Source organism: Alloalcanivorax venustensis (assembly GCF_047495515.1).
GTDB lineage: Bacteria > Pseudomonadota > Gammaproteobacteria > Pseudomonadales > Alcanivoracaceae > Alloalcanivorax > Alloalcanivorax venustensis.
This window is the reverse complement of the sequence record NZ_CP179934.1, coordinates 2,143,568-2,156,863: the sequence shown is the minus strand read 5'-3', so window position 1 is coordinate 2,156,863 and position 13,296 is coordinate 2,143,568. Positions and strand designations below refer to the sequence as shown.

Below are 13,296 nucleotides of genomic sequence, written 5' to 3'. Positions count from 1 at the left end.
ACGCGGCTAATGATGATACACGCCGATCTTGACGCTCGCACATGCATGACGCATGTTCATGGCCTGTTTCAGGGGACCGCATTAATGACTTCGGAATCTTTTGTTATCGGCGCGGCGGACGGCCACACCATCGCCGTTCATGAATGGCGCGCCTCCGACCCGGTGGGGTCGGTGATCTGGCTGCACGGCATGGCCGAACACGGGGCCCGCTACCAGGCCCTGGGGGAAACCCTGGCCGAACACGGCTGGAACCTTTACTGCCCCGACCATCGCGGCCACGGCGCCAGCATGGACGCCGCCGACCCGCCGGGCCACTTTGCCGACCAGGACGGCTGGCGGCGGGTGATGGACGATCTGGGCCGGGTTATCGACCACCTTCGCGAACGGGAGCCTGGCGCCCTGGTGCTGGGCGGCCACAGCATGGGCTCGTTCCTGGCGCTGGCCGGCGCCCAGGCCCACGGCGACAAGCTGGACGGCCTGGTGCTGTGCGGCAGCGACTACCACCCGCCGCTGTATTACCGGCTGATGGCCTCGGTGCTGAAATGGCAGCGGCGGCGGCACGGCGCCCGCGGGCACAGCGCGCTGGTGCACAAGCTCACCTTTGAAGCCTGGGCACGCAGCGTGCCCGACGCGCGCACCGATTTCGACTGGCTCAGCGCGGATCCGGCCCAGGTGAAGGCCTACATCGACGACCCCAAATGCGGCTTTCAATGCACCACCGCCACCTGGCTGGCGCTGCTCTCGGCCCTGGCCGACGTGCAGTCCTCCAAGGGCCTGAGCCGCCTGCCCGCGCGGCTGCCGATTCTGCTGCTGGGCGGCCGCCAGGACCCAATGAGCGGTGGCGGCAAAGGCATGGACCGGCTGCAACAGGTGCTGAGCCGCCGGCGGCTACCCCTGGAACGCATGGACTGCCCGCGCGGCCGCCACGAGATTCTCAATGATTTCTGCGCCCCGGAAGTGCGCCAAACGTTGCTGGAGTGGCTCAACCGCCGGATCTGACCGGCGGCGCCTCACGGCTCGGCGGAAATGTTGTTCTCTTCGGTGAACTGCACATAGCCCAGATAGCGGTTGCGGATCTCACGCACGTATTTCACCGGCTCGCTGCCACGGACATAACCGAAACGCGCCTGGCGGGCGTAACGGGGCTGTGACAGCAGCAGCATGGCCTCTTCCACGTGCCCGAACCAGAGATCCGGGTTCTTGCCCAGCCGCTGGGCCAGCCGGCGGGCGTCTTCCACATGGCCGTGGCCGGCGTTGTAGGCCGCCAGGCCGAAATAGATTTTCTGCGCCATGCCCAGGCGCTGCGGGAAACGCTCTTCGAGCCATTCCAGATAGGCCGAGCCGGCGGCCACGCCTTGCTCCGGATCGTGGGGGTTGTCGAAGCCGAACTGGCGGGCGGTGCGCGGCATCACCTGCATCAGGCCCTGGGCCCCGGCGAACGACACCGCGTCCGGATTGAACTTGCTCTCCTGGTACATCTGCGACACCAGCAAGCGCCAGTCAAACCCGTACTTCAACGCGTATTCCTTGGCCAGGTCGTCGTAGGGTGAAATTTCCTTGCCCGCTTCCACCCGGTATTCCTCATGGATACGGATGGTTTTCGATTCCTTGAAGTAGCGGTTGAAGGTGACGTTGTAGAACAGGCCCCGGTAATTGCGGTTGATGTAGGCGTTGAGTTTCTCAACCAACTGGTCCTGATCATCGCGCAGCACCCAGGCGATGTCGCGGCTGCCCTCCAGGGTCCAGAGGGGGCGCAGGTCTTCCCGGTAGGTGCTTTCCAGGGCGGCCACGTGGCTGTCCGCCACGGTGAGATCGATCGCGCCGTCCACCACGTCCTGTATCAGCATCTCCGTGGTGGCCCCTTCACGGGGCTCGATGCGCACGTCGATGCCCTGCTCGCGCAGTTCTTCCAGGGTGTCCATGAAGGCGCTGTCCGGTGCCACCACCACGGTGCGCCCGGCCAGTTCCTGGACCGATTCGAACGGCTCGTCATCGGCGTCGCCGATAATCTGCTCGTGCACCTCCAGGTAGCGGTTGGAAAAGCGCCAGCCCTCGGCTTTACGCCGCTCGGTAATGGTCATGGCCCCGGCGATCACATCGCCGGCACCGGTCTGCAAGGCGTCGAACATTTGCGAGGCGCTGTCGCGCACCACCATGCGCACGCGCAGGTCATGCTGCCGGGCGAAGTGGCGGATCAGATCGTAGTCGAAGCCCATCAGTTCGCCGCGCCACAGGAAATAGCTGGCCGGATTGTTGGAGGTGATCACCCGCAACACGCCGTCCTTGTTGATCGCCGCCCAATCGCGGCGCTCTTCACTGCGCACCGAGGTGCGCACGCGGTGGCTGACCAGAAATTCATTGACCGCCGCGCGCAGCTCCGGATTGTCGCTGCGCACCGCCCAGGCGATACGCCGGCGCGGGTTGACCACCGGCCCCTTGCGCACCTGATCGAAGGTACGCAGTAGGCCGTCCAGAGCGTTGCTGTCGACGATCGCCGCCTGATACAGACCGGAGGCGACGCCCTCCAGCAGCTCCACATCGGAGAGCCCGGCCTCCACGGCTTCAACGCTGACGGTGTCGTGGCGTTCCGCCAGCGCTTCGGCGGTCTCCTGATAGGCAGTGCCTTCGGGCGCGGCGATACGCACTTCGCCCAGATCCTCAACGCTGTCGCCCTGGCGGTCCTTGGGCAGCACCAGATACTCCCGTATCACCGCCACCGGGGTACAGAAATCCACTTTCTCCTGGCGGGATTCGGTGACCGTGTAATTGGTGACGATCAGATCGGCGAGGCCCTCGTTGAGCATGTCATCGAGGTTATCGGTGCTGTCCGCGTACACCCAGCGCGGCGTCAGCCCCAGGGATTGCGCCAGAATTTCCGCCTGTTCGCGGAATTCCTGCAGCGGTACGCCCTCGCGGACCAGCGCCTGCTCTTCATCGAAGCGCGGCGCCAGCAAACGCAGTTGGCCGCGTTCGCGCAGCGATTCCAGGTCCCCGGTTTCGGTGTAATTCGCGCCCCCGGAATCACAGCCGCCGAGCAAAAAAACCAGTGTCAGAAGCACTAACAACCACTGCGCGTGACGCGGCCAGCGAAAAATGGATGTCATAGATTCGTTCCCTCCAGCGTCCCCAATCTAACCCAAAAGGCTGACAGACTGCGAACGGAATCACGTGAAGGCGAACGGAGGAAAACGCCGGCCGGGTGCCGGGCAAAAAAAAGGGGGCGCGAATGCGCCCCCAGGATATGCCTGATATCAAAGGAGACTCAGGGTGCGTCCTCCGGATCGTTGCCGGCGCAGACGCGATGCACGCGCAGAGAGGCGTTGGCGTTGAGCAGGCCGGCGTAGTCCAGCTGGACTTCGTCGAAGGTCAGCTCGTTGGTATCCACCTCGGCGGACAGGAAGCGCTCGTCACTGTCCAGGCTCAGGCCCAGCAGTTCCAGACCGAGCAGACCGCCGCCCACGGTGGCGCTGTCCACTTCCTCGCCGTCGTTGTAGAAACGCAGGGTCAGGAAGTCGCCGAGCAGGCTCAGGTTGAGCAGCGCGGAGGCCGGATCGGAGATCACCATGCCGATGCGGTTGATGTCGGCGAAGTCGTTGGCCGCGTCCACCGCGGTGGCACGGATTTCAGCGCCGCCGTAGACCGCGGCCACACCCACTTCAATGGTTGCGAAGGAAGCGTCGTTGCCGTCCACCAGGCTGTCCGCTTCGCTCACGCCGCAGCCCAGGCACACGCCCAGTGAGTTGCCACTGGCTTCATAGTCCGGGGTGGTCAGCGGCTGATAGGTGCTGGTGTCGTTACAGGTGAAGCCGTCGTCGTCGCACACATCACCGATGCCGTCGCCGTCGCTGTCGAGCTGGTCCGCGTTGGCGGTGTTCGGGCAGTTGTCCAGGTCGTCGGGTACGCCGTCGCCGTCGGTGTCGGTGTCTTCGTCAACCGGGCAGCCGTCGTTTTCCGGCGGGCCGGGCTGAACCGGGCACTCGTCGTTGCCGTCGTTGGTGCCGTCGCCATCGTCGTCGTCGTCACAGACGTCGCCCACGTTGTCGCCGTCCAGGTCTTCCTGGCCCGGGTTGGGCACGAACACACAGTTGTCGTCCGGATCCAGCACGCCGTCACCGTCGGTGTCGTCTTCACAGGCGTCGCCGACGCCGTCCATGTCGGTGTCAACCTGGTCGTTGTTGGCCACGAACGGGCAGTTGTCGTTGTCGTTGGGAACGCCGTCACCGTCGCGGTCGTCGTCACAGGCGTCGCCGATGCCGTCCATGTCGGAATCCGCCTGGCTGTGGTTCACCACCAGCGGGCAGTTGTCGTCGCCGTCGTCGATGCCGTCACCATCGGTGTCGGTGTTTTCGTCACAGGCGTCGCCGATACCGTCCATGTCGGTGTCGGTCTGATCCGGGTTGGCCACCCAGGGGCAGTTGTCCGGATCATTGGGCACGCCATCACCGTCGACATCGTCGTCGCAGGCGTCGCCGATACCGTCGTTGTCCTGATCGCGCTGATCGTTGTTAGCGAAGGCCGGACAGTTGTCCATGTCATCCGGAATCCCGTCATTGTCCTGATCATCAGGATTGTTCGGGTTCGGGTTGTTGGGCGTAGTGATGACGGTGTCATCACTGTCGTTGGCTTCGCAGCCGTAGATCCCCACGCCGAGAGCGGCGAGCAGGACCAGCATTAATAGGTTTTTGATTCGCAACATGTTCGTATTCCTCATTTCTCGGTAACGCGGAATTCAACGCGGCGGTTCATCGCGCGGCCGGATTCGGTTTCGTTGCTGGCCACCGGATTCAGCTCGCCATAGCCCCGGGCGGTAACACGGGACGGGTCCACACCCCGGTTAAGCAGGTACTGGCGAACGGATTCGGCGCGTTCCTGGGAAAGCTGTTCGTTGTATTCCGCGGCGCCCACGCTGTCGGTATGACCGGCTACTTCCACACGGAAGTCGGTCTGCGATTTCAGCGAGTCGGCGATGCGGTCCAGGGAAGACTCTGAAGAACGGGTCAGCTTGGCGGAGTCGAACTCAAAGTTGATGTTGGTCAGGGTCACGGTCTGGTTGACGATCAGACAGCCGTTGGAATCCACGCGCCCGCCTTCCAGCGTGTTCGGGCACTGATCACGGTTATCGGGAACGCCGTCACCGTCGGAGTCCATCACCGGCTGCGGCTTGGCCGCCACTTCACGGGTTTTGATCACCGTTTTTTCTTTGGTTACTACCTTGGTGTAGCCGAGCGGGATCTCCACACCGAGAGACAGGCGAACATCGCCGAACGCACCGTCACCACGGGCCGGGCCGGAGCCGTCGAAGTCGTCATACACATAACGGGCGTCGCCGCGCAACTTCAGGCCGTTGTCGAAGATCGGCCCGGTCACCGCACCGATGCCGGCGTTGACGGTCAGGTTGGTGTCCTGGTCTTCGTCAGGCAGCACTTCCTGGTCAATCGCGCCGACGGCGGCGATCACATAGGGCGTGAAGCCGGTACGATCACCAAAGGCATAGGCGAGACCGGTGGTCAGGTGATACTGGTAGAAATCCTGGAAGTCGGCCTGGTTCGGATCCACTTTGTAGAAGCCGCCTTCGGTTTCCCACCAGATGCGGTCGGACAACTGACGACCGTAGAAGGCGCTGTAGCCCAGACCTTCGTCGTCGAACTGCCGATCCTCATCCACATCCACGTAGGAGGCGAAGCCACCCACGTACTGGCGAGTGTTCAGCGTCTCCTCATAACGGTCTTCCGCCAGGGCCGGCTGAAAAGCCAGCCCGGCGGCGAACGCCAGAGTCGACAATCTCACGGTTGCTTTCATGTTCTACCCCCCTCGGGTATCAACGGATTACAGTGCAATCATTGGAATATCCCAGGGAGGTAAAAAAAACAGAATTCCGGTGACGTCCGGTTGGAATAGTGTTGTGAACTTATCCATGCTTTTGCACGAATTGTACAAGCCGTATCATTTTGTATCCGATATGTATCCAGGCGCCGGTTTGGCCCGATCAGGCTTGCCGTACATGCACCCCACAAGTACGTTCGTGCAAAAATAAAAAAGAGGCTTCACATGCAGTTATCCAAACCCCGGCGATCCGGTCGCCGGCGGCTCGCGCTTATTCTTTTGCTGTTGCTCGGGGTGCTGGCCGCCGTGCTTGTGCACACCGCCTGGCCCTTTCTTACCTATCCTCGTGAGACGCTGACGTTTCAGGTTCCCGAACCGCTGCCGCCGACGGCGAACGGCGGCCCCCTGGCCGGGGTGGCCGAAGTGGACATCACTCCCGCCATCGGCCTGCCCAAATTCGGCTATTCCGCCTGGGCGAAGAACGCCGACGGGTTCCGTACCCGGCTCAAGGCACGCGCCTTTTATCTGCACGGCCCGGGGCAGACGCCGCTGGCTCTGGTGCAGCTTGATCTGGGCGCCGGCTCACTGCCGCTGCATTACGCCGTGGCCGAGCGCATCGCCGCCGCCACGGACGTGCCCGCGCGGGGCTTGAGCCTGCTGGTCACGCACACGCATTCGGGGCCCGGGCAATATCTGGGCAGCGATTTCTACAACACCTTCGGCGCCAACAGCGCCGGTTTCGACCCGGAGCTGTTCGGTTTTCTCAGCGAACGCATCAGCGAGGCGGTGATCCGCGCCTACCGCAACCGCCGCCCGGCGCGGATCGCCACCGGCCAGCGCGATGTCTGGGGGCTGACCCGTAACCGCTCGGTACAGGCATGGGCGCGTAATCACAATCTGGATCCGGAAAAAATGGGCGAGGACGACGCCCTGCGCGCGGTAAATCCGCGCATGACCATGCTGCGCATCGACCTGCAAGCCGACGACGGCCGCTTCTACCCCGCCGGCGCCCTGACCCTGTTTTCCATCCACGGCACCGCCATCCCCGCCTTCACGCGCCCCTATCACGCGGATGTCTGGCACTGGCTGGGGCAAGGCCTGAGCGCCGGCTTCGGCGACGAGCTGCCGTGGCCGTTCGTGCATGGCGCCTTTCAGGCCACCCACGCCGACAACAACCCGGCCTGGCATCCGGATCACCGCGGCGATCTGGAAGCCCGGCGTATCGGCAAGGCGCTCGGCGACCAGGCCGGCGCGTTGTTCGAACGCCTGGAGGGCGATCTGGCACCGCGCCTGCGCACCGCCGCCGCCAGCCGCCTGATGGACGTGCTCGAGCTGCCCGAGGAACAACGCCACGGTCTCTGCCAGCGCGCGGTGGTGGGCGCCGCCACCATGGGCGCCGCCAACGGCGACGAAGTGTTCCCGATCTCCTACCTGCCGTTTCTTCAGGAGGGCTGGCCACGCACCGTCTTCACCGACGGCTGCCAGGCGGAAAAGCAGTGGGCGCTGTCCAAGCTGCAATTATTGATGTCCGCGGACACCTTCCCGCACCGTGCCCTGCTTCAGGTACTGCGCGTCAACGATCTGGTGCTGGTGCCCCTGCCCTGGGAGATCACCCTGGAAAGCGGCAACCGCATCCGCGGCGAGGTCCTCGACACCCTGCCCGCCGGCACCGACTGGCGTGTGGAGATCTCCAGCCTGGCCAACGGCTTTTTCGGCTACGCGGTGAGCGAGGCCGAGTACGGCGCCCAGTACTACGAGGGCGGCCACACCCTTTACGGCCCGCATACGCTGGACTTTCTCGCCGCGCAAAGCGCGCGGCTGAGCGAGGACCTGATGCGCACCGGTGGCGTCGACGACTATCCCAGGGAAAGCCGTTTCGAGCTGCTCAGCCATCACTACTGGCCGGACGGCGACCCGGACCGCACCTGGTCGCGGAGCTGGCGCCGGCCGGCCACCTTCCACCGTGGCGAAGAGGACAGCGGCCCCTACTGGTCCTGGCGTTTTGTCGGCGAACCGCCCGGAGACCTGCGCCTGCACCAACCGCTGCTGCGGATTCTGCGCAGCGACAACCGGGGCACGCTGGTGGACGATGAAAGCGGCGACATGCGCCTGCGGCTGATCGACGACGACGTCGAGGGACAGGGCCTCTACGAAGTGCGCTGGTATCACCCCTCGGTTGCCGACGAGGGCCGTTTCCAGTTGGAGGTGAGGGCCGGCGCGAACGCGCCCGCGCTTATCTCGCCGGCGTTCCCGTGACCGGGCGTCCCTGAGCGGGCGTCCCTGAGCGGGCGTCCCTGAGCGGCGTCACAGAATGACGTAAAACCGCGTCGTTATCGGGTTTCTCCGTGGTCGGCCCCTGCTACACTGGGTGCTTGTTCATCCGGAAGTAGTGTTGTGGAGAGTGCCATGAGGGCCCTGTTACTGGCGGTTCTGTTTTTGAGCGGGTGCGCCAGCACCACGGAAGTGACCACGCGCACGGTCACCGAGACCCCGCCGCCGCCGGCGGAAACCCTGCTGCTGGTGGCGCAAAGCCCGGAAGGCGACACCCGCGAGACCTGGGAACTGACCTGCCGGCCGATCTTCGAGCGCGCCGGCCTGACCGTGCTGCTCAGCCACCAGGAGGTACCGCTGTGGTACGAGCGGGGCCGCAAGGCGCTGGTCGAATGGGCCGGCGACCACCCGGTGGACCGCATTCTGCTGGTCGATCTGACCCGCCTGCTGATGTCGGCGCCGCACATGCGCGACCGCCAGGAGCTCAACCCGATCAACCAGGACAACGAAGTGCGCCCCACCTGGCGCGTGGGCCTGGACGGCGAGCGCATCAAGGACGCGCCGCCGGCGGATGTGGAGCAGATGTTCCCCGCCGACCTGCTCGACGGCGCCGGCACCAACCTGTGGCACGGCATGGCCCGCACCCACGAAGCCAATGATCAGAGCGCCATCGCCAAAAGCCAGTGCCTGGCCCTGCGCGACACCCTGCGGCAGGCGCGCCTGCTGCCCTGACCCGGGTTGAGAGTCGCCGGCCCCGCCCCCACTGTCTTCACGGCACGGTTTCCCGGCGGCTGTCATGGTCGTCGTCCAGTCACGGAGGTTGTATGAAAGCAGTGATCCCCGGCACATCCCTGGCGATACACCCGGACCGGTTCCCCGATCCGGTGGAAGACGTTCCCACCGATCAGGATGCCGGCCGCGCTGTGCTCGCCGGCGGCTGCTTCTGGTGCGTGGAAGCGGTCTATCAACCTCTCGACGGCGTGCAGTCGGTGGTGTCCGGCTACGCCGGCGGCGACGCGGCCAGCGCCAATTACGAAGCGGTCTGCAGCGGCCGCACCGGCCACGCGGAAGTGGTGGAAGTGCGCTACGACCCGCGTCGGATCAGTTTCGGCGCCCTGCTTAAACTGTTTTTCGCGGTGGCCCACGACCCCACCCAGAAAGACCGCCAGGGCAACGACCGCGGGCCGCAGTACCGTTCCGCCATCTTTCCGGTGGACGAGGCGCAGCGGAAAGTCGCCGAGGACTACATCCAGCAGTTGAATAACGCCGGCGCCTTCACCGCGCCCATCGTCACCACCCTGGAGCCGGGCCACCCGTTCCATCCGGCGGAGGACTACCACCAGGATTTCGCCCGCCGCAATCCCAACCAGCCGTACATCACCCATGTGGCGAAGCCGAAACTGGAAAAGCTGCACGCCGCCTTCCCGGAAATGCTTAAAACCTGAGAGGTAGCCATGACTGTTTCCGCCAGCGGCTTCGATCTGACGCCGCTCACCGACGCCGAAAAGCAGCAGCGCGCCGCCGGCCTCACCGCCGAGGAGCGCCGCATCCTACTGAATCAGGGCACCGAGCCGCCGTTCTGCGGCGGTTTGCTGGACAATAAGGAAAGCGGTACCTACGCCTGCAAGCTGTGTCACCTGCCGCTGTTCCACGCCGACAGCAAGTTCGAGTCCGGCACCGGCTGGCCCAGCTTCTTCGAGCCGGTGGACGCGGACCACGTGCGCGAGCTGGAGGACAGCAGCCACGGCATGGTGCGCGTGGAGATCCGCTGCGCGCGCTGCGACGGCCACCTCGGCCATGTGTTTCCCGACGGACCGCCGCCCACCGGCCAGCGCTACTGCCTCAACTCCGCGTCCCTGGTGTTCGAGCCACAGCCCCACTAGCACGCCCCTGCCGATCGCCCCGGGCCGGCCCCGCCCGACCCGGGAGCAACCCACCGCTTGACCCTGGGTAACAAGCCGCCACTCCCGCATTGCCAGCCGAGACACAGTGTCTACTATTGGGGAAAACGTCCAATAACACGCACCTCGGCCAGCCGGCTCAGCCCGCAAGGAGTGCCCTATGAACGCCGTTTCCCCTCTGGCATCACGCCGCCACGACAGCGCCAGTGAACGCTGGTCACGGATGCCGATGATCCGCACCGGTGACGACTACATCAGCAGCCTTAAAGGCCGCGGCACCCGGTTGTTTCTGTTCGGCGAACTGATCGACGAGCCCGCCGACCACCCGATGATCCGCCCCAGCATCAACGCCCTGCGCGCCACCTACGATCTGGCCATCGACGACCCGGAACTGGCCACCGCCCATTCGCCGCTGATCGACGCCCCGGTGAACCGCTTTCTGCACATGCCGGAGTCACCCCAGGACCTGGTAATGAAAAACCGCATGCAGCGGCGCCTGGGCCAGCTCACCGGCACCTGCTTCCAGCGCTGCACCGGCCTGGACACACTCAGCGTGCTGCACTCGATCACCTGGGACATCGATGAAAAGCACGGCACCGACTACCACCAGCGCTATCTGGCTTTCCTCAAGGAAGCGCAGCGCCATAACGTGTTGATCGCCGCCGGCATGACCGACCCCAAGGGCGACCGCAGCAAGCGACCGTTCGAGCAGAGCGACCAGGACATGTTCCTGCACGTGTCCGGACGCAACGACGACGGCATCTTCGTGCGCGGCGTCAAAGCGCACATGACCGGCGGCTGGAACCAGCACTGGATCTGCGTGATGCCGACCATGAACCTGAGCGAGCACGACAAGGACTACGCCGTGGTGGGCATGATTCCCGGCGACGCCGAGGGCATCACCTACATCTACGGTCGCCAGAGCAGCGACACCCGCTCCATGGAAGGCGGCAGCATCGACCAGGGCAACGCCGAGTTCGGCGGCCAGGAAGTGTGGGTCTATTTCGACGACGTCTTCATCCCCCACGAGCACGTGCTCATGGACGGCGAATACGAATTCGCCCAGGACATGGTGGCGCGCTTCACCGCCTACCACCGCGCCAGCTATGTGTGCAAAACCGGCCTCGGCGATGTGATGACCGGCGCCGCCGCCACCATCGCCGACTACAACGGCGTCGACAAGGTCAGCCACATCAAGGACAAGCTGGTGGAAATGGTGCACCTCAACGAGACCATTTTCTCGTCCGGCATCGCCAGCTCCCACGAAGCCAAACCCCTGGCCAGCGGCATCTACATGAACGACGCCATGCTCTCCAATGTGTGCAAGCACAACGTCACCCGTTTCCCCTATGAGATCGCCCGCCTCGCCCAGGACCTGGCCGGCGGCATCGTCGCCACCATGCCCAGCGAAAAGGATCTGGACAACGAGGAAGCCGGCGCCATCATCCGCCGCTTCCTGAAGGGCCGCGACGACATCCCCACGGAGGACCGCATGCGCATCCTGCGCCTGATCGAAAACATGACCCTGGGCCGCAACGCGGTGGGCTACCTGACCGAGTCCATGCACGGCGCCGGCAGCCCCCAGGCCCAGCGTATTCAGATCCTGCGCGGCATGGACGTGGAGTCCAAGAAATGGCACGCCCGCAAGCTGGCCGGCATCAAACAGGCGTAAGCCGTCGGCGGTCTTGCCAGCCGTGGGGTTCCTGCTAAACTAGCGCCCGCTCGCCCCCGGGCGGGCCGTGCCGGAATAGCTCAGTCGGTAGAGCAACTGATTCGTAATCAGTAGGTCGGAGGTTCGATTCCTCTTTCCGGCACCATTCCTTTCCCGTCGAAACGGGCGTGAAGGTCACGACAATTTCTTGCCTTCCTTTGTATCCCCGGTAAAACCTTTATAAAGCTTAGGCTTTTCAAGCCATTGAAGCCTCTCTTTGCATTGACTCAAAGGCCCGCTTCGCCAACTGTGTAAGTCCATTTTTTGACTCACACACCGCGCTGTGGAGAAGGCCCCGTTTATGACATCGATGCCCGCCGGCAGCAGTACTCCGAAACAGCACGGACGCTTCCGTCTCGACGACCCCCGTGAGGATGCCGAGCGGTTACTGGACGCGGCCCTGTCCGGCGACCGTCGCTGCCTGGCTCGCATCGCCGTACACCGCCTCACCCCGGTGAGCGAAAAGCCCGGGCTCCGCGATGCCCTGCACACCGTGTCGCGGGAAATGGGGTTCCAGGGCTGGGATCATTTCCAGCGGCACGTGGCCGCCCTGGACACCGCCGCCGAGCGGGCCAACGAGACACTGGACGACGACCTGGACACGGTGCACATCCGCTGCGGGTCGGATCTGCGCGACGCCCTGCCCGCCACCGGTTTGCACGGCCACTTTCACACCTTCAGCGACCCCTTCTGCATCGGCCCGCTGCACAGCCTGGAACGGCAGGCGTTCATGGACGAGCGCACCCGCTTTCTCTGCGACGCCTTCGGTGGCGACGAAAACGAAACCCGCCGGCGGCAGCAGCATGAGTACGACGGCCTGGACCAGGCCATGGACAGCGAGCGGGTGGTGCTGTGGTTCGAACACGACAGCTACGACCAGCTGATTCTGGCCTACATCCTCAATCATCTGGCCCATCAGCGCCGCCCCACCCGGCTGGAACTGGTGGCCACGGACGGCATTCCCGGCGTGCAACGGTTTATCGGCCTGGGGCAACTGGCGCCGGAGGTGCTCGGCTGGCTCTGGCAGCAGCGCCGCCCGGTGGACGATGCGCTTATCACCCTGGGGCGCCGCGCCTGGCGGGCGGTGACCGCCGATACGCCGCAACGGCTGGACGACCTGTCACGGACCCTGACCCCGGAGTTGCCGATGCTGGGCCGCGCCCTGCGCCGGCACCTGCTGGAGTTACCGGATGAAGACACCGGCCTGGGCCTGAGCGAGCAACTGGCGGTGCAGCTGGTGGCCGAGCGCGGCCCGATTACCGTCGGCGAGGTGTTCCGGGATCTGATGCGCGAGCGCGAGCCGCTGCCCTATCTGGGCGACACCATGTTCTGGTGGATGATGCAGCCGCTGATGGGCGGCGAGCGCCCGTTGCTGGCCAGCGACCACGGCGAAGACACCCCGTGGCAGGACCGGTCGCTGCACATCACCTCCCACGGCCACGCGGTGCTCAGCGGCCACAACAACTGGCTCGACACCCACCCCAAACGGCGCTGGGTGGGCGGCATCGCCATCGACGGCGACCGCGACAGCTGGTGTCTGAACAAGGGCACCGGCCGGCCGCAAAAACGGCCGGCCAACGTGGCCTAGGG

At 64.9% G+C, this 13,296-nt stretch carries 10 protein-coding genes and 1 tRNA gene; 8 read left to right on the top strand and 3 right to left on the bottom strand.

From position 1 onward, the window contains the following. Positions 1 to 84 precede the first annotated feature (84 nt). Positions 85 to 999, top strand: coding sequence for an alpha/beta fold hydrolase (locus tag ACMG4O_RS10125; RefSeq protein ID WP_370202089.1), 915 nt, complete (start codon positions 85 to 87; stop codon positions 997 to 999). Between the two features lie 11 nt (positions 1,000 to 1,010). On the opposite strand, the gene ACMG4O_RS10120 is transcribed toward ACMG4O_RS10125, so the two are convergent. The 3 genes from ACMG4O_RS10120 to ACMG4O_RS10110 all read right to left on the bottom strand — a co-directional run bounded on the left by ACMG4O_RS10120 (position 1,011) and on the right by ACMG4O_RS10110 (position 5,799). Further along, positions 1,011 to 3,104, bottom strand: a complete 2,094-nt coding sequence (locus ACMG4O_RS10120; protein ID WP_414433742.1) for a transporter substrate-binding domain-containing protein — start codon at positions 3,102 to 3,104, stop codon at positions 1,011 to 1,013. A 158-nt stretch (positions 3,105 to 3,262) separates the two neighbouring features. After that, entirely contained in the window at positions 3,263 to 4,696 is a 1,434-nt protein-coding gene (locus tag ACMG4O_RS10115) for a thrombospondin type 3 repeat-containing protein (RefSeq protein ID WP_414433741.1), read from the bottom strand. An 11-nt stretch (positions 4,697 to 4,707) separates the two neighbouring features. Continuing rightward, complete coding sequence (locus tag ACMG4O_RS10110) at positions 4,708 to 5,799, bottom strand: OmpA family protein (protein WP_370202086.1); 1,092 nt, start codon at positions 5,797 to 5,799, stop codon at positions 4,708 to 4,710. Positions 5,800 to 6,048: 249 nt separating this feature from the next. Between ACMG4O_RS10110 and ACMG4O_RS10105 the strand changes: the two genes are divergently transcribed. From ACMG4O_RS10105 to ACMG4O_RS10075, 7 genes are all read left to right on the top strand, one after another. Further along, on the top strand, positions 6,049 to 8,079 hold the full coding sequence (locus tag ACMG4O_RS10105) for a neutral/alkaline non-lysosomal ceramidase N-terminal domain-containing protein (RefSeq protein WP_414433740.1): 2,031 nt from the start codon (positions 6,049 to 6,051) through the stop codon (positions 8,077 to 8,079). Between the two features lie 150 nt (positions 8,080 to 8,229). Further along, the gene (locus tag ACMG4O_RS10100; RefSeq protein WP_414433739.1) at positions 8,230 to 8,826 is read left to right on the top strand and encodes a hypothetical protein; all 597 of its coding nucleotides are present in this window, start codon (positions 8,230 to 8,232) and stop codon (positions 8,824 to 8,826) included. Between the two features lie 92 nt (positions 8,827 to 8,918). Continuing rightward, positions 8,919 to 9,539, top strand: coding sequence for a peptide-methionine (S)-S-oxide reductase MsrA (gene msrA / locus ACMG4O_RS10095; RefSeq protein ID WP_142949341.1), 621 nt, complete (start codon positions 8,919 to 8,921; stop codon positions 9,537 to 9,539). A gap of 9 nt (positions 9,540 to 9,548) precedes the next feature. Next, positions 9,549 to 9,977: a peptide-methionine (R)-S-oxide reductase MsrB gene (msrB, locus tag ACMG4O_RS10090; protein WP_142949342.1), complete on the top strand. Its 429-nt coding sequence runs from the start codon at positions 9,549 to 9,551 to the stop codon at positions 9,975 to 9,977. 178 nt (positions 9,978 to 10,155) lie between these two features. Then, a complete protein-coding gene (locus ACMG4O_RS10085) occupies positions 10,156 to 11,667 on the top strand; it encodes a 4-hydroxyphenylacetate 3-hydroxylase family protein (RefSeq protein WP_414433738.1) in 1,512 nt (503 codons plus the stop codon). Between the two features lie 69 nt (positions 11,668 to 11,736). Continuing rightward, positions 11,737 to 11,812 (top strand) — tRNA-Thr (locus tag ACMG4O_RS10080). 195 nt (positions 11,813 to 12,007) lie between these two features. Further along, positions 12,008 to 13,294: a DUF1835 domain-containing protein gene (locus ACMG4O_RS10075; RefSeq protein ID WP_414433737.1), complete on the top strand. Its 1,287-nt coding sequence runs from the start codon at positions 12,008 to 12,010 to the stop codon at positions 13,292 to 13,294. The last annotated feature ends 2 nt before the right edge of the window (positions 13,295 to 13,296 follow it).